This window comes from Crocinitomix catalasitica ATCC 23190 (assembly GCF_000621625.1).
GTDB classification, from domain to species: Bacteria; Bacteroidota; Bacteroidia; order Flavobacteriales_D; family Crocinitomicaceae; genus Crocinitomix; species Crocinitomix catalasitica.
The window spans coordinates 1-20,543 of the sequence record NZ_JHXV01000038.1; the positions used below are offsets into that span (position 1 = coordinate 1).

15 protein-coding genes are annotated in these 20,543 nt (G+C 34.1%); 9 read left to right on the forward strand and 6 right to left on the reverse strand.

What is annotated here, in order from left to right; genetic code table 11:
* The first annotated feature begins 287 nt into the window (after positions 1-287).
* The 3 genes from T367_RS0116975 to T367_RS22865 are packed head-to-tail and all read left to right on the forward strand — an operon-like array spanning position 288 to position 2,759.
* A complete protein-coding gene (locus tag T367_RS0116975; protein WP_027420925.1) occupies positions 288-992 on the forward strand; it encodes a hypothetical protein in 705 nt (234 codons plus the stop codon).
* A 58-nt stretch (positions 993-1,050) separates the two neighbouring features.
* Positions 1,051-2,316, forward strand: coding sequence for a TCR/Tet family MFS transporter (locus tag T367_RS22860; protein ID WP_211252725.1), 1,266 nt, complete (start codon positions 1,051-1,053; stop codon positions 2,314-2,316).
* Entirely contained in the window at positions 2,313-2,759 is a 447-nt protein-coding gene (locus T367_RS22865) for a DUF3465 domain-containing protein (protein ID WP_157454286.1), read from the forward strand. Before T367_RS22860 ends, T367_RS22865 begins: the two co-directional genes overlap by 4 nt.
* Positions 2,760-2,952: 193 nt before the next feature.
* Here T367_RS22865 and T367_RS0116990 read toward each other — a convergent pair whose 3' ends face one another.
* The 3 genes from T367_RS0116990 to T367_RS24215 all read right to left on the reverse strand — a co-directional run bounded on the left by T367_RS0116990 (position 2,953) and on the right by T367_RS24215 (position 7,547).
* Entirely contained in the window at positions 2,953-5,076 is a 2,124-nt protein-coding gene (locus T367_RS0116990) for a thrombospondin type 3 repeat-containing protein (protein WP_245593068.1), read from the reverse strand.
* Positions 5,077-5,180: 104 nt separating this feature from the next.
* The gene (locus T367_RS0116995; RefSeq protein ID WP_027420928.1) at positions 5,181-6,542 is read right to left on the reverse strand and encodes a tetratricopeptide repeat protein; all 1,362 of its coding nucleotides are present in this window, start codon (positions 6,540-6,542) and stop codon (positions 5,181-5,183) included.
* Positions 6,543-6,578: 36 nt separating this feature from the next.
* Positions 6,579-7,547, reverse strand: coding sequence for an EI24 domain-containing protein (locus tag T367_RS24215; RefSeq protein WP_051568633.1), 969 nt, complete (start codon positions 7,545-7,547; stop codon positions 6,579-6,581).
* A 113-nt stretch (positions 7,548-7,660) separates the two neighbouring features.
* Between T367_RS24215 and T367_RS0117005 the strand changes: the two genes are divergently transcribed.
* Positions 7,661-9,730 carry a hypothetical protein gene (locus T367_RS0117005; RefSeq protein WP_027420929.1) on the forward strand — a complete coding sequence of 690 codons (2,070 nt, stop codon included), beginning with the start codon at positions 7,661-7,663 and terminating at the stop codon, positions 9,728-9,730.
* A gap of 34 nt (positions 9,731-9,764) precedes the next feature.
* Positions 9,765-13,040 (forward strand): WD40/YVTN/BNR-like repeat-containing protein, encoded by a 3,276-nt coding sequence (locus tag T367_RS0117010; RefSeq protein ID WP_027420930.1) that lies wholly within the window; start codon positions 9,765-9,767, stop codon positions 13,038-13,040.
* On the opposite strand, the gene T367_RS24220 is transcribed toward T367_RS0117010, so the two are convergent.
* The 3 genes from T367_RS24220 to dapB are packed head-to-tail and all read right to left on the reverse strand — an operon-like array spanning position 13,037 to position 16,399.
* Positions 13,037-13,963: a WbqC family protein gene (locus T367_RS24220; RefSeq protein WP_072032222.1), complete on the reverse strand. Its 927-nt coding sequence runs from the start codon at positions 13,961-13,963 to the stop codon at positions 13,037-13,039. The genes T367_RS0117010 and T367_RS24220 overlap by 4 nt on opposite strands.
* A 23-nt stretch (positions 13,964-13,986) precedes the next feature.
* The gene (lepB, locus tag T367_RS25215; RefSeq protein ID WP_051568635.1) at positions 13,987-15,675 is read right to left on the reverse strand and encodes a signal peptidase I; all 1,689 of its coding nucleotides are present in this window, start codon (positions 15,673-15,675) and stop codon (positions 13,987-13,989) included.
* Position 15,676: 1 nt separating this feature from the next.
* Positions 15,677-16,399 (reverse strand): 4-hydroxy-tetrahydrodipicolinate reductase, encoded by a 723-nt coding sequence (dapB, locus tag T367_RS0117025; protein ID WP_316930875.1) that lies wholly within the window; start codon positions 16,397-16,399, stop codon positions 15,677-15,679.
* A gap of 182 nt (positions 16,400-16,581) precedes the next feature.
* On the opposite strand from dapB, the gene T367_RS0117030 reads away from it, so the two are divergent.
* From T367_RS0117030 to T367_RS0117045, 4 genes are all read left to right on the forward strand, one after another.
* Positions 16,582-17,145, forward strand: a complete 564-nt coding sequence (locus tag T367_RS0117030) for a hypothetical protein (protein ID WP_027420932.1) — start codon at positions 16,582-16,584, stop codon at positions 17,143-17,145.
* A 55-nt stretch (positions 17,146-17,200) separates the two neighbouring features.
* Positions 17,201-18,889, forward strand: a complete 1,689-nt coding sequence (ettA, locus tag T367_RS0117035) for an energy-dependent translational throttle protein EttA (protein WP_027420933.1) — start codon at positions 17,201-17,203, stop codon at positions 18,887-18,889.
* A 94-nt stretch (positions 18,890-18,983) separates the two neighbouring features.
* Complete coding sequence (locus T367_RS0117040) at positions 18,984-19,490, forward strand: hypothetical protein (protein WP_027420934.1); 507 nt, start codon at positions 18,984-18,986, stop codon at positions 19,488-19,490.
* Positions 19,491-19,523: 33 nt separating this feature from the next.
* On the forward strand, positions 19,524-20,402 hold the full coding sequence (locus T367_RS0117045) for a hypothetical protein (RefSeq protein ID WP_027420935.1): 879 nt from the start codon (positions 19,524-19,526) through the stop codon (positions 20,400-20,402).
* Positions 20,403-20,543: the final 141 nt, after the last annotated feature.

A 20,543-nucleotide genomic window follows, 5' to 3' on the forward strand; every position in this document is an offset into this window, starting at 1 on the left:
TCTGCAGGAATCGTAGAGTCAGGTGTTTATGTTTGGCAAATTGAATTTGGCGATAGAGCAAGTGACAAAAAACATTTACATCGCGGTCAAGTGACATTGATGAAATAAAGAATCAAAAAATAAATATTATTGAAATCGGGTAGACATTTTGTTTACCCGATTTTTTTTTGATTAACTTATTCTAGAACAATATTAATCGCTTATTTTGTTTTAATTATATTTTAACCTCGGGATAAATGAAGTCAATTCTATTTTTTCTTTTACTAATTATATTTAATTTTCAATCGATGGCGCAAAAAAATATACCCTTTCAATTCGGTAATAAAAGTGTTGTATGGACGAATGTTTTTGAAAATAAATACTCGAATGTTCTCTTTTTAAATGTTCATGAAGATGAGCAAACAAGTATTGAGGCTATCATCAAAGTAAGCGCCGAAAGAGAATTGAATTTTTGGCAACTCAAACATGACAGTACCAGAAGAATTTCATTCAAAGATAACAAGCATAATATGTCTTTTGACCCCAATCGGATGTTTACATTTAAAGGAAGATATAAAACCTTAAAAGATGGAGGTAAGTTCACTTTTCGTTCGAATAAATTAGTAAAACTCCTTGCGGAAGAAGTTGTATCTACATTGTCGAGCTTTGAGACGGTGGTAGCTTTGCATAATAATACAGATGTAAACTATTCTATAAAGAGTTATGCTGAAGGCGGAGATGAGGCAGAAAACACTTCTGCAATCCATATAAGTCCTACCTGGGATGCTGATGATTTTATTTATACGACAGATTATGATCTCTTCTTGGCTTTTAAAACGCTTGATCTAAATGTAATCTACCAAAATGATAAGAAATTTGTCAATGATGGTTCGCTTTCTGTTTATTGTGGATTGAATAATATTCCATATGTCAATATTGAAACGCAATTGGGGCATCTTGAAGAACAAATTAAACTAATCAATTTGGTATTAGATGTTTTAAAAGAAAAATAAAGTTCTTTAAACTCCTGTCGAATTAATAGCGTAGATTTGTTTCGCTAAAACGTAAATGGTGGATTCAAAGCAAAGTAGAACGGCTTATTATTTTATTTTTATTACCATTCTTATTGATATGATTGGTATCGGGATCATTATTCCCGTTATTCCTGATTTAATCTCTCAAATCACTGGCCAATCCTTGAGTGAAGCGGCATTAATGAGTGGTTTTTTAATCATGGCTTATGCGGTAATGCAATTCTTATTCGCTCCGGTTATGGGGGAATTGAGTGATCGATTTGGTCGTAAACCAATCTTATTATTAGCGCTATTAGGTTTAGCAATTGATTATATTATTCATGCTTTAGCCCCGACAATTCTTTGGTTATTTATCGGTCGAGTTTTAGCCGGAATATTTGGAGCAAGTCATACTGTTGCTACTGCATATATTGCAGACATTAGTACGCCAGAAACCAAGGCGAAAAACTTTGGAATGATTGGTGCTGCATTTGGTTTAGGATTTATTATTGGTCCTGGGATCGGTGGAATTATTGGCGGAGAATGGGGGCCAAGGGCGCCTTTTTATGTAGCAGCTGGTTTTACATTATTAAATTTAATTCTAGGTTTAATATTTGTGCCGGAATCTTTAAGTACTGATAAAAGACGACCAATTATTCTAAAGAATATGATTCCCTTTAATTCTCTTATTCATTTGGGGAAATATAAATCAGTGATAGGGTTGGTTTTGGCTTATACACTTGTGAATTTAGCAGGTCAAGTTATGCCTTCAACATGGACTTTTTTCACAATGGAGAGATACGGATGGTCAACTTCCGCTGTAGGGTTGAGTCTTGCAGTTGTAGGCTTGTTAGTCGCAATCGTTCAAGCTGGTTTGACAGGAGTACTCGTGAAAAAGTTTGGGAATAAAAAAGTGATCACACTAGGTTTCACTTGTTGGACAGTTGGAATGTTTGCTTTCGTTCTTGCTTCGAATCAGTACTTGCTATATTTTGCGATTGTTCCTTATGTTTTGGGAGGAATTGCAGGTCCAACTATCCAAAGTATTGTGTCTAACAGTGTAGATGATAAAGAACAAGGTAACTTACAAGGTGTGATGACAAGTATGGTAAGTATTACAGCTATTGTTGGTCCACTTATTTATACAAGTTTATTTGCATATTATACCGGTGATGCTGCGCCCATTTACTTTCCTGGCTCGCCTTATTTATTAGGTGGGATAATTCTAGTTATCGGATCGATCATTGCAACCTATTCAATTCGAAATATGGCGGATTCGCGAAAATCATCGATTGAAGAATTAGATCAAAATTTTGTAGAATGAAAAAATATTATTTTTATATAGCTGCTGCAATGGTTGTGATGGGCTGTGAAGCAGGGAGTCAAGATTCACAATTACCTGCACAGCATGAAATTGAGCAAGTATCAACGCTCGAGTTTACCGATTTAAAGGAATTGTATAACGCGCAAGTTAGCAATGCACAAGTCCTCATTCAAGGCGAAATTATAGCGTTGTTACCAGATGATAATGAAGGAAGTCGTCATCAAAAATTTATTGTAAAATTAGCATCAGGTCAAACTGTTTTAATTGTCCATAATATCGATTTAGCTCCTCGTATTAATTCGATTGAAAAAGGTGAACAAGTATTGGTTTACGGTGAATATGAATACAATGACAAAGGCGGACTGATTCATTGGACACATGATGATCCGCAAAATAGACATGAGCACGGTTATATTGAATATCAAGGGTTGAAATACCAATAGCCATCAAATATTTACAAAGCGTTAGTCTATCTATTTAATACCCTTGAAATCATTAGAGAATTGTCCTGCAAATTTTGTGTAGGTTCTATAATTGTAATCTTACTTGAATATTCAAGTATATTTTCAATCACAGTACTTTCTGTTTTTATAAGAAATCACTTAAGGATGGGGCAGATTATTAATTAATTGAAGGCTACTTCAATTTTTCGAATTCTTCAGGCGAGTAATATTTACCTTGGTATTCAATAACAGGTTTTAAGTCTTCCAACCCATAAGCTGCGTATTTTACCATGGCATCATCTCGTTCCTTTTCTGAATTGAACTTCATTGAATAATATGTACGCGAACCATCATTTCCGAGGACAGGTTTAATTGTTCCTATATTGTATAGTATGTCTACAGTCTCAACAGGTACCTCTCCTTTAAAGTATGCTAATTCAATTCTATATTGAACTTGACTCATGTCAATACCATTTTTGTTTTTCTTATCAACTGGTAAATTACCTTCTTCTTCCTCAACAAATGTTTCTAATTCTTTTTTCTCGTTATAATCTTTAGGAAGTTCATTTCTGTGAATCCCTGCCTCTTTTAACGTAATTCGTTTTTGATTCTCATAAACAACAACAAAAGCGCCAGGATAACCATTCTTATCAGCGTACTGTCTGAACTTATCAGCTTCTTCATACCCATCATACGCTTGCGTATAGAACCTGTTAATACCGTCACTGCTTTCTTCACCTTTTACAATATCAATTCCAGGGAAAACCTTATCCGTATTAATGTTGTTTCTATAGGCACCTAACTGAACTCTAAACACATGTTCACCATCGGCATAATTAACCGTTTCTTTTCCAGTTTGAATATTTATTTTATTTACTTTTTCAAGAACATCATCGTTAACGACTACAATATTATTTGTTTTCTGATTGCTTCTTGCAATATCTGCAACGTCAACACCTTGATCTTCTAATCCAAATTTAGCTGCTACTGCATCATCAATATTATCGAACGAACCGATTGTATAATAAATCGTATCGTCTTTTACAATTGTGCTATAATCTTTATAGCCTAAGAATTTATGTAAGTCGTTTACAGAAACATCTTTTTGTTCCTTTCCTACAATAATTACATATTTAAATCCTTCTTTTCCTTCTTTATCAACACCTTTACCCGGTTCATTTCCTTTAAGAATTACTTCCGTTTCAACGTCTACAAAGTCATGCTCATAACCGGTAGAATCATAATATCTACGTAAATGGTCAGCCAAATCTTCCTCAGTAAGCGTAACACCAAATTCGTCGACATAATTACCTTCAGGAGTAAGAGGTTCATCATCTCTATAATCAGGCACACCATCTTTATCTTCATCAAGTGGGCAACCAAATTCATCAACAAGTGCCTCTATAGGAGTTTGTGGACACTTATCTAAGGCATCAATTACACCATCCTTATCAAAATCATTAGGATCCCAACCAGCATACAATTCAAGACCATCTTCATCAAATCTTGGTGCTTCTTCAGCTTCACTACCTTCACGTTTTACAAATAAATCGTAACTCAAAGTCACATTCGTAAATAAGAATCGATCATTATTTACATCGCCTTGTCTAGATCCTAAACCTGCTTCTGAAATATTGTCAACCAAATCTGTCATTGTGAAATAATAAGTTGCTGCCAACCTAAAATCCCATCTTGGAGACATGTGCCATTCAAATCCGGCAGACAAAGGAAAAGCAAAACTTTGCTCTTTATATTTACCTAAATCGTCAGCATTTAATTGACGTAAATCTGTTTCATAAGAATAATCTCTATTTAAACGAACAGCATCAGTTGCCGCTAAAGGATCATTTTCGTCCATGTCCATTATTGAACCGTCGGACCAATAATGATATCGATTGCCATTGGCATCTAATAAATCAGTTTTTGATAAGAATTCAAATGATGCAAAGCCAGCGCCAATAAATGGGTGAAATTTACCTCTATTCGGCTTAAGGAAAGGGTAGAAATTATAATAAAGCATTATTGACCCCATTCTAATACGAGATTCAAAATTATAATTACTTGTTAACGTTCTTTCGTTCGCTGCAATTTTAGCATAGGTTGCTGAAAATTCAAGATTAAAAAATCGGGTAATCGGAGCATTCGCATAGACTATTCCGCCAAAACGATTGACAGTAGAAGCGAATCCTTTTTGGTAGTTTTGAACCTCACCATAATATGTCATTACGCCAGTCCCGAGCCCAATTCTAGGCCTGAAAACTTGGGAAAGTGTATCCTCTTGTGCCTTCGCCTCAGAACTGAACGTCACAAGGAGCACAAAAATCGAAAATAAAACTTTATTTAATTTAATGTAATTCAACGGGTATAAAGTTAAAATAAATCTAGGTCTTTGGGTTAATACTCTAAATTAAAAAGTGGTGATTATGGTAATTTAATATTAGACATGTCAATTTCAAATAAATCCCTTGCACCTAGTCCTTCGTTTTCCTCATTAGAAAACTTAGAATAATAGGCCTTATTTGTTTCAGGATGGTATACAAAATGTGTCTCATCTGAAACTGAATTTATAGGGAATCCTAAGTTGACCGGTGCTTGCCATCCACCATTAATATTCTTCGAAACGTATACATCATAACCTCCCATTCCTTTGTGCCCAGTTGAGCTAAAGAATAAATATTTTCCATCGGGACTAACAGAAACAGTTGTCTCATTTCCACTTGTATTGATCGTTTTTCCAAGGTTTACTGGTTTTGACCAATTTTTACCAATCTTTTGTGTCCACCAAATATCAGCTTTTCCTTCACCGCCATTTCTTTCACTGATAAAATAAGCGTCTTGGCCATCTTTTGTGATAGACATAGCTGCATCAAAAAATAACGAATTAACACCTTTATTCATTGCTTTTGGAGAATTCCACGATCCTCTTTTATTTAGTTTACTAACAAAAAGATCAGAATGTTTAGTTTTTGGTTTTCTTTCTTCCGTTACTTCTGTATTAATCGTTAAGTACATTTCTTTACCATCAGCAGAGATTTGACTAATCGCATCCATACCGTAAGAGTTTAATTTTTCAACTAATTCACTTGAATTTGTAGCTTCTCCCCACATATTTCTAGATTCATCCCATACGCTGACATAAATATCTTCAAAATATCTCTGATCGCCAGGACTTATTCCTCCACCAAAATTATCTGCTCTACGAGAAACAAAATAGAATGATTTTCCGTCTGGGGATAAAACCGGAGCCGTTTCTTCGAATGCTGAATTAATATTCTCAGACATTCTTGTTATGGTAACATTGTCTGGTTTTTTCATATAGGCTTGTGCGAGCTTGCATTCCTCAATTTGGGCTGAAATTTTTAATTGTTTAGACTCTAAAGCCGTTAAAGATCCTTCTGCTAATCTAAATTTATCAATCGCCTCGTCTAACGCTCCTAATCGATGTAAACATCTGCCTAAAGAATAATTAGCATGATCATCAACCATTTTATCTTTTGACAATGCCTCTTCTATATATCCTTTTGCTTTTTCGTAATTGCCTAAAACTAAATGACACTCTCCAAGCCAATAGGTGGCAAGTGCATTCCCATTGTCTTTCGCAATTGCTTCTCTGAATTTAACCAAAGCAACTCTGTAATCACCGTCATTGTAAAACTTTTTCCCTTCAGAAATTAAATATCGAGCAGAACCTTTTTCAAAAATTGTGCTGGTAGAATCTGGTGGGGTAGACGCATAACTACTTAAAACATTCAATGATAAAATACTAATCAAAATCCATTTCATAATTTATTCCTGTATTATATTGTTCCCAAATATAATTTATTTTGTTTTATCAGCATCTTCATCAACACTGATATCTACTTGAGTTTTACTAATGTTATCAACAGTATCAACAATTTTATCCTCATTTTCATCCAAATCCTTCGCATTTTTTGGATGCTCTACATAGTCATTTTTACTTAAATCTACCAATTCGTGCATCGATAATGTGGCCGATGTAATAGCTAAAATTGGAGCCATAGAGGCAAGTATGAATGTGATAACCAGTATTGTACCCCAGAACAATTGAGTTGCAGTATCTGTCGGTAAGTCGCCATAAGATCTGAATACATAAAAGAAGGAAAGGAAAAAGATCGAATATATACTACCTATCGCAATTGCTAAACCTCTGTGTTTAGATACAAAATAAATACTTTGTTGAATATTTAGTCGACGGCGTTCATTGACATAGTCTATAAATGCAAATCCATAAAAATAGAATCCGATCATTATAGGTAGTGAGAAAATTATGATATCCTTAATACCTCCTCCAAAAAATGTGGCAAGTCCCAAAATAATAACAATGAAAAAGTATTCCCAGAAGATATTTCTTAAAGCAATTTGTAAACCGCGTCTAATATCCTTCAATAATTGTCTGAAGCTAAACTTATATTTATTACCGGTTATAATCTTTTCTATCCGCTCAGATAATAAAGCCAAAATAGGAGATAAAATAATTACCACTATATATAAGGTGAATTTTGTAAATATTAAATTCATCGAATCGAAGAAGATCATTTTTATAGAAATCCAAGTCAGATCTTTTAAGCGAGTAATATCTTGATTTTTATCTTTTAATTCTTGCGCAACTTCCAATTGTAAATCTTCAAAATAGAACCCTAATAAATATACGCCAGCGAATAAAATCAAAGGAAAGGCAATGTACCAATACAACTTATGCTCTACAAGAAATTTGATTCCGTAGATATAGTTTTTATAACCTAAGCCGATTAGCTGAAAAAAGTTCATTGATTTTATAATTTGAAGTTAAAAATACTAATGCAATTTAAATTAGGTAGGGAAATTTTATTTTAATATCCAGATCACAAAACTATTTCATTAATTTTAACGGAAATTATATTTTGGAATTAATTTATACATATCATCCGGTTTGGATCTTTGGGGCAATTTTATTGGGTCTTTTGTACGCTTGGTTCTTGTATCGTAAAGATACCTTATTAGAAGAAATAAGCACAGCTACAAAATGGATAATGGCCTCATTTAGGTTGCTTGCAGTGACTTTGATCGCTATTTTGTTAATTGGAATTGTATTCGAACGTTTTGTTGAGCGAAAAGAAAAACCTTTGGTGTTTATCGCACATGATAATTCTGCTTCAATTCTTCTAAATAAAGATTCAGCTTATTATAAGAATGAATACCCTAATCAATTGACTGAATTGTCCGCAAAATTATCTACTAAATTTGATGTTGTTAATTATCGTTTTGATGATGTTTTAAAAGAAGATAAAACTTTTGATTATCAAGGCAAAAAAACGGATGTTTCAGAAGTCTTTCATCGTATTTTTGATCAATATACCAATAGGAATATCGGAGCAATAATTCTTTCTACGGATGGTATTTACAACGCCGGAGCAAATCCTATTTATGCAGTGAATCAGAAAAGTTTTTTACCCATTTTTACGATCGGACTTGGTGATACAACAACCGTTCTAGATGCCAAGGTGGAAAAGGTAGACTATAACGAAATTGCTTTCTTAGGAAATGAATTTCCTGTGATTGTTGCTTATGCCGGAATTAAATTAAAAGGAAGAAAAGCCAAAATTGAATTGTATAATGGCACAACTAAAGTGGGGCAAAAAGATGTTGATTTTAATACTAGTGATGCACAGGGCGAAGTGAAGTTTTTAGTAAAAGCATCCGAAATTGGCTACCGTAAATTGACAGCTCGAATTACAGAATTTGACGGGGAGCAGACTTTAAAAAATAATTCTTTTAGTTTCTATATTGAAGTGATTGACGGCAGGCAAAAGATCCTTTTAGCGGCAGAAGGACCACATCCAGATTTAGCTGCTTTGCGCTCAATTATTGATAAGAATAAGAATTATGAAGCTGCTTTTAAACGTTTTGAAGATGTCAAATCAACAAGCGAATATGATTTAATTGTATTACATAATTATACTGCTGAAAATGATTTGCTGAATAAGGTGATTGAAAACGGTGCTGTCCCATGTTTATTCATACTAGGGAATCAATCGAATATTAATGCGATAGGCAATATGAAAATTGGTATGAGCGGAAATAATAATGGACTTGAAGAAATTAGTTCTGTTATAAATTCAAATTTTAAAGAAATTGTATTGTCTCCGCAAGTACTCGACTTGTTAAGTATGGTACCTCCTTTACAAGCACCGTTCCAAGGAATAGAATATAGCAGTGCTTTAGATATATTGGCTTACCAAAAAGTTGGAAGTATTCAATTAGAATCTCCATCAATCTATTTTACACAGAAATCTAAAAGCAGAATCGGTGTTATTGTAGGAGAAGGTATTTGGCGATGGAAATTAGCTGATCAAGCCAGAAATAAAACGACATTAAATTTTGAGGAATTCTTTGGTAAAATGATGACTTATTTGGCGTTAAAAGAGAATAAAGACCCTTTTAGAGTGAATATTAATAATGAATATACAGAAGGAGAACAAGTGATTGTATCCGCAGAATTATACAATAAATCATTCGACCTTATTAATACACCTGAAGTTTCTTTTAATTATAACAATGAGAAAAACGAAAAATTCGAATCGTATTTTTTAAAGAGTAATGAAGCTTATCGATTAGAATTAGGACAACTGAAGAATGGTTTATACAATTGGGAAGCTAAAACGACTTTCCAAGGTGAGGTATATATGATAAAAGGAACATTCTTGGTCAAAGAAATGAAAATTGAATTTCTCAATTCAGTGGCAAACCATCAAATTTTAAGAAGTATCGCAAAACAGTCGAACGGTGAATTTTATTTTAATAATGAATTGAATCTATTAGCGGACAATTTATTAAAAAGAGATGATTTGGTGACGGTTGTTTATCAAGAAAAAACCTTTGACGATTTAATAGATTATAAATGGCTTTTCGTTTTGATCGTTCTACTGTTATCAATCGAATGGTTTATGCGTAAATATCATGGCGCATACTAGAATTATTATTGCTTAAACTTTAAATATTTATCGCATGAACTTACAGAAATTAATCACTGCATTTTTATTATTAGCCTTTAGTCAATTTATTTTTGCACAGAAAAAAACGGAAGAGCAAGTTGAGCATAAAATCAATTCAACCCTTGTTAATGGTTTAAAATTTAGAAGTATAGGTCCTGCAACCACAGCTGGTAGAATTGCAGATATGGCAGTGAATCCAGAAAATACGAGTGAATATTATTTGGCAATTGCTTCGGGTGGTGTTTTTAAAACAACGAATAATGGAACGACATTTACACCTATTTTCGATGGTTACGGTTCTTATTCGACAGGTTGTATTACAATCGACCCGAATGTTTCAAGTACGGTTTGGTTAGGAACAGGGGAGAACAACAATCAACGTTCGGTTGCTTATGGTGACGGTGTTTATAAATCAACTGATAGCGGAGCAACATGGGAAAATGTAGGGTTAAAAAATTCAGAACACATTTCAAAAATAATTGTTGATCCACGAAATTCTGATATTGTTTATGTTGCAGCTTATGGACCTTTGTGGTCTGACAAAGGTGATAGAGGTGTTTATAAAACAATTGATGGCGGCAAAACATGGAAAAACATACATTTTATTTCGAATTATTCAGGTGCAGCTGACTTAATTATGGATCCATCCAATCCAGATGTTTTATACTTAGCGAATCATCAAAGACGTCGACATGTATTTACTTATGTTGGTGGAGGTAAGGAAAGTGCGGTGTTTAAAACAACGAATGGTGGTGAAACTTGGGATGAATTAAAAAATGGATTACCATCAGGGAAAATGGGTAGAGTAGGTTTGGCTATTTCTCCGGTGAATACTAAATATGTTTATGCAATTGTTGAAGCCGAAGGAGATGCTGGTGGATTTTTTAGATCTACAAATAGTGGAGCAAGTTGGGAAAAAAGAAGTGATTATTCATCAAGTGGAAATTATTACCAAGAAATTTATTGTGATTTAACAGATGTAGATAAGGTGTTTAGCATGAATACCTGGTTAAAACATACCGAGGATGGTGGGAAAACTTTTGTAAGTACAGGCGAGTCTAATAAACACGTCGATAATCATTGTATGTGGATTGATCCACAAAACGACCAGCATTGGTTGGTGGGGTGTGATGGCGGTCTTTATGAAACTTGGGATCACGCAATAACTTGGCAGTATAAAACGAATTTGCCAATCACGCAATTTTACAAAGTAGCGGTTGATAATGCCAGTCCTTTTTATAATGTTTATGGCGGAACGCAAGATAATAATTCTTTGGGTGGACCTTCACGAACAGTTAATAATGCAGGTATTTTAAATTCAGATTGGTTTATTACAAACGGAGGAGACGGTTTTGAGACACAAATCGATCCTATTGATCCGAATATCGTTTATGCACAAGCGCAATATGGTTGGTTAGTACGATACGATAAAAAGAGTGGAGAAAAATTAGGCATTCAACCAATGCCAGGAGCAACGGAAAAACCTTATCGATGGAATTGGGATGCGCCTTTAGTGATTTCTAACCACAACCATAAGCGTTTGTACTTTGCTGCCAATAAAGTATTTAAAAGTGATGATATGGGGGCAACATGGGAAACCATTTCGCCAGATTTAACCAGACAATTGGACAGAAACAAGTTGAAAGTGATGGGCGAAATTCAATCGCCAGATGTAGTGATGAAAAACAAATCGACCACTATTTTTGGAAATATTGTTGCTTTAGATGAATCAAGTTTAAATGAAAACCTATTATATGTTGGTTCGGATGACGGATTGGTGCATACGTCAACGGATGGCGGCTCAACTTGGAATAAAAAAGACAATTTTCCTGGAGTGCCTTCAATGACTTATGTCAATATGTTATTGGCATCTCAACACGATGAAAAAGTTGTTTATGCTGTTTTCAATAATCATAAACAAGGAGACTTTAAACCTTATGTTCTAAAAAGTAATGACCAAGGTAAAACATGGTCGTCAATCATTGGTGATTTGCCAGAACGTGGAAGTGTTTATGCAATAGCTGAAGATCATGTCAACCCAAATTTACTTTTTGCTGGAACTGAATTTGGCTTATTCTTTTCAATCAATGGAGGAAACAATTGGGTTCAAATTAAAAGTGGGTTACCGACCATTGCTATTCGTGATATAGCCATTCAAAAAAGAGAAAATGATTTGGTATTGGCTTCTTTCGGAAGAGGGTTTTATATCCTTGATGATTATGCTTGTTTAAGAGATCTCAATGAAAATATAGTTGATCAAAAAGCGGAATTATTTCCAGTGAAACCTGCTTTGACTTATATCGAATCTAGTCCTTTAGGGTTAAGAGGTGTTGGTTCGCAAGGTGCGTCTATGTATGCAGCACCTAATCCTGAATTTGGCGCAACTTTTACTTATTATTTAAAAGATGTACCGATGTCACCAAAAGATAAGCGTCAAGAGGCAGAGAAGGCAGCAAAAGAAAAAGGGGAGGACATTACTTATCCAACAATTGAAGAATTAATAGCGGAAGATAATTATCAAGATCCATTTTTGATTTTTATCGTAAAAGATTTAGATGGTAATCAAGTACGCAAAATCGAATCAAAACCGACAAAAGGAATGAATAGAGTGGTTTGGAATTTAAGATACCCTTCAACCAGTCCTATTCAATTAAATAAAGCTAAAACGGGAAGATACAGCAATCCAGATGAAGGACCGATGGCACTTCCGGGAGATTATACGGTTGAAATGTTTATGAGTGAAAACGGGAAACTGTCTCAATTACACGAAGCTGTTAAATTTAAAGTCAATCAATTTGAGAACTCATCATTGACAAGAGATTCGGATGTAAACTTGGCTTTCAAAAAAGATTTAAGTGAATTGAGAAGAAGATTTTTGGGGTCATCATCTGAGATGTCTGATTTAGGCGAACGATTAAGTTATTTAAAAAAGGCGGTAATAGACGCTCCGAATGCTGATTTAGCATGGATGAATGAAATAAGTGTGATGGAAACGGATGAAAGAAAAATAAAAATTAAGATGTGGGGTGACCATCACCGTTCAAGTCGCGATATTGAAACTTCTCCAAGTACAGGTGGAAGAATAGAGACTATAGTTTACCAAGCTTGGTATTCAACGGCGAATGTTACGAGTACACAAACAGAGCAGTTGAAAATTGCAAAAGTGGAATACGCTGAAATCAGAAAAAATATGGACGATTTAAAATTCAGGATTGAAGCAATGGAAAAGCGAATGAATCTTAAAGGAATTCCTTATACACCTAATCGAATTGACTGGAAAGTCGATTAATTTAAGAGATATGATTTTGCAGCAGGACCAACATTAAAAAGTAAGTCTAGAATTGATAGGTTAGGTTCAAAATCGAATCTGTCCTGGAATGTTTGGGTATAAGTCTTAAATCCTTCAGTTGACTTTAGTTTAGGGATTACAAGCTCATTTAGGTTCTCCGCAATTTGATTGTCGTCTTTTAAAGAACATTTAATTTCAGTTTCTAAATCAAGCGCAGCTGCTAAATGCTCTACCAACTTAAAGTTTAAGTCATATAGATTAGTGTTTTTCTGATTGATGATACTGAAGATCTCTAAAGCATAAAACTCAAAGTATGGTGCTTTTTTATAGGCGCTCGTGATCGCTCGAATGTGATTCTTCCGCCAATCTTCATCTGTGCTTAACAATGCATTCGCCATGATAGTTGCTTTACCGTTTGGTCGAATAATAGGAATGGTTAACGATTGAATTCCGTTGGCACCAAGTATCTCAGATCTGTTTCTAAAAGTCTGCTTTTCATAAAGTGCTTTCGGATTGATATATACTGTAGAATATTGCGCAATTAGTTTGAAATAAAAGATATTGCCCAAATATAATGCCGGCAATGTTATCGTTTTTTCTTGAATCGTTTCCGTAACAATGGTTGGCGAAGTACTTAATTCAAATGCTTTTTTATGCAATTTTTCAATTTCGTTCTCAATCAAGTTTTTTAAAGTCTCATCTGAGATTGTATTCAAATACTTCTCAAAAACGAGTGCTTCATTTATTTTTTTAAAGTCGGCTGAAAAAGCAAGCTTTAACGGTCGTTTATGCAAAGTTGGAGACATAGGGTTCTGACCTGACTCATGCAATGCTACACGTTTACTCAAGTTTCTTGTAATGCCAATATGATAAGACTTATCAGCACACTTCAATATGTAAACAGTATATTTTAAATTCGACAAAACGCTTAGTTTTACAACTATGACTACTTAATTGATGTAAATACTCTATCCCAACGACCACCGCCGCCAAGAATTCCTCCAGGACCAGCGGATAACCATATAAATGCAGCGCGTCCAACAATATGATCAACAGGAACAAATCCCCAGAATCTACTATCGGCTGAGTTATTTCTATTATCTCCCATTAACCAATAATAATCCATCTCTATGGTGTATTGTGTTACTTTTTCACCGTCAATATAAATACCGTCAGCTTTTTCTTCCAATGTATGGTTTTCATAAGCTGCGATAATTCTTCTATAAATTGGAATTGTATTTTCATTCAATTCAACTACTTCACCTGCATGTGGAATTTTTAAAGGACCAAAATTGTCTTCTGTCCAATCGTATTGAGGATCATTCGGGAAAATAGGGAAGTAATTTGAAATATTTTTCTGAGGAACAAAAGGAGTGCTATCAGCTAATTCGTGATAATATCCCTTTTGTTTCGGGAATCCACTTGTTTGCATACCTGGGAAAATCTCAGCAGGCTTTTCGTCAATGTATAATTTTTGGTTCCTTACTTCAATTAAATCACCAGGAACAGCAACACATCTTTTAATATAGTTCTCGCGTTTATCCACTGGTCTACTTAGTAATCCAGATCCAAAACTATTCAATTTAATACCGCGAACATAGCTTCGATTTCCATTTTGATCCTGCTCTACACCTTCAATATTAGATTGAACAAATTTTTCATCACGTATTTGTGTTCGCGCTTTATTCATATAATAATCTTTCCGCGACTCAAATTCTTTTCTATCCCATTTGGCTAAATAAAAAGCTTCATCGGTCAAAACTTGTTGGTAGGTATGTCCTATCAAACCATTCGGCATTCGTGGATCATTTATAGCAGTATCACCCGCTGGAAAGTTAAATACAGTCACGTCATTTCTTTCTACAAATCTAAATCCAGGTAACCTAGTATAAGGTATCGTTTGGAAGGTTGTATATGATTTAACATTCGCTAAAGGCGCAAAACTATTGTGCACTACAGGATATGAAAAAGGAGTCATTGGAACACGTGGTCCGAATGTGATTTTCTCAACAAATAAATAATCACCAACCAATAAGGTTTTTTCCATCGATCCTGTTGGAATCGTATAAGGTTCGAATACATAAGTCCGAATAGCGCTAGCCGCGATTAATGCAAATAATACCGCATCTCCCCATTCTTTAAAGATTGACTTTTTGCCAGGTTTACGTTTCGTTCCAAGCAATGAAAAAGGATAAACAATAGCATGTCCAATAACAGGTAATGCAAAGAATAAAGCAACATGATCACTAGGTGTACGATTGTTTACTTGTTTTTCAATATCCCAATTGGTTTCAGGAACAGGTTTATATTTTTCTTGGTCATTGGCAATTTTCCAAAAAACTGGATAAGGGAATAGAATACCCAAAATAGTTTCTTTAACACCAAATTCGCCAAATTTACGAATCAAGGTTACGTTTATTGCTGCCCACATGATGAACTGTATTCCAGGCATTAAAAGGAAAATTACCCAATACCATGGTTGATTACATGCCCTTAAAGCAACATAATAATTATAAAACGGAATAAAAGCAGCTGCTGGCTTCTTTTCTAGTCTAGGAAAGATTTTATGCCATAAACCAAAAGCTGGTGTTAGAACAATTATTAAATATCCTATTATTAAACCTAAATAACCCATATTAAAAATTTAAAACATCTTTCATTGTAAATACTCCTTTTTTATCCAATAACCACTGTGCTGCAATAATACTTCCAGTGGCAAATCCCTTTCTACTGTGCGCTAAATGTGTAATCTCTATCTCATCAACATCCGATTCGTACTTTACGTGGTGCGTTCCAGGAACATTAGGTATACGTAAAGATTCGATAGAAAGTGCCGAAGGTACTGATATTTCAGTTTTTTTAACATTTTCCCATCCAGAAAAATCCGAACGTTCATTTAAAATTTGTTCGGCAATGCTAATACCTGTTCCACTTGGAGAGTCTAGTTTCTCGGTATGATGAACTTCCTTTACAGTCGTTTCATATTCTTTAAAAGGGGCCATTAGTTTAGCCAAATAACTGTTTAAAGCGAAAAATAGATTCACACCAACACTGAAATTTGTAGCGTGAATAATACTGCCTTTATGTGCTTTGCATTTTTGAACAACATCGTCAAATTTTTCATACCAACCAGTTGTTCCAACAACGATAGGAATATTATTATTGAATGCAAAATCAATATTTTTTAGCACACTAGTTGGATTCGAAAACTCTATAATAACATCAATTTCATTGACGTCTAAATCGTCCAAATTAGTTGTGCTAGAAACTTTCGCAGTGATTTGATGTCCTTGTGCAACAGCAATGGATTCGATTTCTTTACCCATTTTACCATATCCAAAAAGCGCAATTCTTATCATGTATTTTTTTTGCAAAACTAATGAAATTTACGTGCTTTTAAAATCATAAGAACAATGAATATAACCGTTTAAAAAAAAGTAGAGGATGATTAGCTAATATTCGTTTCGAAAAAAATAATTCAGAACGTACTACTTCTTTAAAATCAAAGCATTTTGGTTATTTTTGCACTAAAAACATATTTATGAAATTGATCGGCACGGCGATATTGGCCATTTTTACTTTTTTTCTATTCTCTTGTAACAATAAGGATACGGTTTTGATGGATAGTAACGAATTTTTCACAATTGAAATTCCAAAAGGAATGGTGGAGCAAAATGATATGAACGTTGCGGCTTCCTTACAATATGGTTATCCAGAGGATACAACATTGGCAGAAGGAGAAAAGCAACCGTTAGAGTATTTATTGGTAATGCTTGAAACCAAAGAGGAAATTGCAAATTTCGGTTTAGATATTGAATTCGATGTAGAGAATTATGCGGAAGTTTCTTTGGCATCTTTAGAATCATCATTTGAAAGTTTTGACATTATCAATAAAGATGTTGAAGTTCAAAAGAGAGATGGTTTGAGTTATATTTTATATGATATTGAAGCGCATATTCAACATATTAGCATCTTTTATAAATTGGCTATATTTGAAGGAGATCACGCCTTTTATCAAGTAATTACATGGTGTGAACTACCGTTTAAAGAAAAGTTTAATAAGGAGATGGATCAAATTATAGGATCATTTAAAGAGAAGAAATAAGTATAAAACTTATAGTGCTCGTTTTAAAAAGGAAATTTATTTAAAAATAATAATTATGTCAGACGATAAAAAGATAATATTCTCAATGGTTGGTGTCTCAAAGGCAACACCACAAGGAAAACCAATAATTAAAAACATTTATTTGTCGTTTTATTATGGTGCTAAGATTGGTATTATAGGAATGAACGGTTCGGGTAAATCAACCGTATTGAAAATTATTGCAGGTTTAGATAAAGCTTACCAAGGAGATGTTGTTTTCTCAAAAGAACATTCTGTAGGATATTTGGCACAAGAACCAATAATTGATCCTGAGAAAACCGTTAAGGAAATCGTTCAAGAAGGAGTTCAGGAGACAATTGATCTTTTAAAAGAGTACGAAGAGATTAATGCAGGCTTTATGGATGAGGCAGTAATGAATGATCCTGAAAAAATGGATAAACTCATTACACGTCAGGGTGAAGTTCAGGAGAGAATTGATCAAGTCGATGCTTGGGAATTAGATAGCAAATTAGAAAGAGCGATGGATGCTTTGCGTTGTCCGCCTGAAGATCAAAAGATTGCCACACTTTCTGGAGGAGAGAAAAGACGAGTTGCCTTATGTAGATTATTATTACAAAATCCAGATATTTTATTGTTGGATGAGCCTACCAACCACCTCGATGCTGAATCAGTTGAATGGTTAGAGCAACATTTAAAACAATATGCAGGAACCGTTATTGCAATTACCCACGATAGATATTTCTTAGATAATGTAGCAGGTTGGATTCTTGAATTAGATAAAGGTTCAGGTATTCCTTGGAAAGGGAATTATTCTTCTTGGTTAGATCAGAAAACTACGAAAATGGGGCAGGAAGAAAAAACTGCAAGTAAGCGTAGGAAAGTATTAGAGAGAGAGTTAGAATGGGTAAGGATGAATCCGAAAGGACGACATGCGAAGAATAAAGCCCGTTTATCCAATTATGATAAATTATTGAGCGAAGACTCCGGTGAACGAGAAACTAAATTAGAATTACCAATTCCTAATGGACCAAGATTGGGTAATAATGTCATTGAGGCTAAACATGTTGCTAAAGGATTCGATCATAAAGTATTGTATGATGATTTGAATTTTAATTTACCTCCAAACGGTATTGTTGGAATTATAGGACCGAATGGGGCTGGTAAAACAACCATTTTCAAAATGATTATGGAAGAATTGCAACCAGATTCAGGTGAATTTGTTGTAGGTGAAACTGTAGAAATTGGTTATGTTGATCAAGATCATAAGGATATGGATCCTGAAAAAAGTATTTACGAGGTAGTAACAGGAGGAACAGAATTTATAGAAATAGGACAACAAAAAATTAACTCACGTGCTTATTTAAGTCGATTTAATTTTAATGGTGCCGATCAAGGTAAAAAAGTTGGTGTTCTATCAGGAGGAGAAAGAAATAGACTGCATTTAGCCATGACGCTAAAAACAGAAGCGAATGTTTTGTTATTAGATGAGCCTACCAATGATTTAGATGTGAATACAATTCGATCGTTAGAAGAAGGAATTGAAAACTTTGCGGGATGTGCTGTAATCATATCACATGATCGTTGGTTTTTAGATCGAGTATGTACGCATATTTTGGCATTTGAGAATGATTCTCAAGTTTATTGGTTTGAGGGGACTTATTCAGAGTACGAAGAGAATAGAAAAAAACGTTTAGGTGACTCAGAACCTAAAAGAGTACGTTATAAAAAGTTAATTAACGATTAGAAGTTTTTTAATTTAAAAGTTTCTAATGATTTCAATATCAGATTTGTGATATTTTAAAATAAATGTATATTTGCAAAAAATTAAAACTTAAATTATGAAAAGAATTATTTTATCTTTCGTTGCGATTAGTGCTATAGCATTGGTTTCATGTAAAAAAGTAGAGCCGGCAACTCCAGCTGAACCGGGTAGTGCAACTTTAACAGGTACAGTTTATGCTGATAAGGATTTGAGTAATGATACAACTGATGCTGGTGTATATATCCCAGGATTAGATTCAGAACTTGCAACAAGTGGAACTAAACTGACATTCGTAGTAAATTCAGGTGACTTAGATAGAAGTCCAGAGCCAGGATTTGATTATCAAGACTTAATTTTTACAGCAACTTTAAATGGTTCTGGAGAATATACGGTTTCTTTACCAGCTATTTCTACAGCGCTTAACGTTGATGTTTATTTTGATGATTTTAAAGCTGATCAAAGACAATATACTTTTGACGGTACTTTTGAGTCTGAAAATAAATCATTCTTTTTAGGATCAACAACTGTTGGTGGTATTGTTGATGGTGTTACGAAAATCCAAGATTTTACGTATAACTACTAAAAAAATCAAGTACATAAACTTTAATATAAAGATATGAGAAAAATATTAAGTCTATCACTTGCGTTAATAGCTGTGTCGGCTTCGTTTGCTCAAGGAAACGAACAGATACAAAATAAAAACGGAGTAGATATAATGCCAGTAGCAGGTGAGTTTGCTGTTGGAATGAATGCTTTGCCTGTAATGGCATATTTAGGGAATGTTTTTGGACTAACTGGTTCAAACAACTCTTTAGCAGGAAATAAATTTGTAAACTATTTTGCTAGCAATACCCTTTTTGGTAAATATATGTTAAGTAATGATAATGCTGTACGTGCTCATTTTAGAATGGGGCAGTATAACAATACTTACAGAAATGATGTATTTAATGATACTGAAAATGATCCATTAGAAATGGTGGAAGATTTATTGGTAACTAGATCTTCATTTTACAATATTGGTGTTGGTTACGAATGGAGAAGAGGTACAACACGTTTACGTGGTATCTATGGTGGTGAATTAATGTACCAATTTGTAAGAGGTGATAAAGCTGATTATACTTATGGAAATACATTTGGTAACGGTAACCCTGCACCAACTGCTACTACATGGAATGCTGGTGGTGTTGCGATAGGAGAAGGTCCTTTGGCTGAAAGAATGCTATCTGTCGATGGTGGAAATTATAACGGAGTTGGCCTTAGAGCATTTGTTGGTGTAGAGTATTACATTGCACCAAAAATTTGTATAGGAACTGAGTTCGGATACGGTATGACAATTGGAAAAATTGGTGAATCTTCAAGTAAAGTTGAATATTGGGATCCAACTGCAGAAGGTGGTGTTATAACTTTTAGAGATGTAACAACTTCTTCAGCTAACAGTTTCATATTAGATACTGACAACTTTGGGGGTTCATTATATTTGATGTTCTATTTCTAATAGTTGATATAAGATTAAAAAAAGAGGTTTGCATTTGCAAACCTCTTTTTTTTTGCAATAATTTAATAGGCTAATAAAGAATGTCTATTTTTGTCCAATAAAAAGTACAATATTTGATCATTAACGTTGAACTAGGTCAAA

Coding starts and splice junctions, on each gene's coding strand:
- T367_RS0116995 (WP_027420928.1), bottom strand. CDS start 6,542: ATGAAATGGATTTTGATTAGTATTTTATCATTGAATGTTTTAAGTAGT.
- T367_RS0116975 (WP_027420925.1), top strand. CDS start 288: ATGGCGCAAAAAAATATACCCTTTCAATTCGGTAATAAAAGTGTTGTA.
- T367_RS0117030 (WP_027420932.1), top strand. CDS start 16,582: ATGAAATTGATCGGCACGGCGATATTGGCCATTTTTACTTTTTTTCTA.
- ettA (WP_027420933.1), top strand. CDS start 17,201: ATGTCAGACGATAAAAAGATAATATTCTCAATGGTTGGTGTCTCAAAG.
- T367_RS0117045 (WP_027420935.1), top strand. CDS start 19,524: ATGAGAAAAATATTAAGTCTATCACTTGCGTTAATAGCTGTGTCGGCT.
- T367_RS0117040 (WP_027420934.1), top strand. CDS start 18,984: ATGAAAAGAATTATTTTATCTTTCGTTGCGATTAGTGCTATAGCATTG.
- dapB (WP_316930875.1), bottom strand. CDS start 16,399: ATGATAAGAATTGCGCTTTTTGGATATGGTAAAATGGGTAAAGAAATC.
- T367_RS22865 (WP_157454286.1), top strand. CDS start 2,313: ATGAAAAAATATTATTTTTATATAGCTGCTGCAATGGTTGTGATGGGC.
- T367_RS0117010 (WP_027420930.1), top strand. CDS start 9,765: ATGAACTTACAGAAATTAATCACTGCATTTTTATTATTAGCCTTTAGT.
- T367_RS24215 (WP_051568633.1), bottom strand. CDS start 7,547: ATGAACTTTTTTCAGCTAATCGGCTTAGGTTATAAAAACTATATCTAC.
- lepB (WP_051568635.1), bottom strand. CDS start 15,675: ATGGGTTATTTAGGTTTAATAATAGGATATTTAATAATTGTTCTAACA.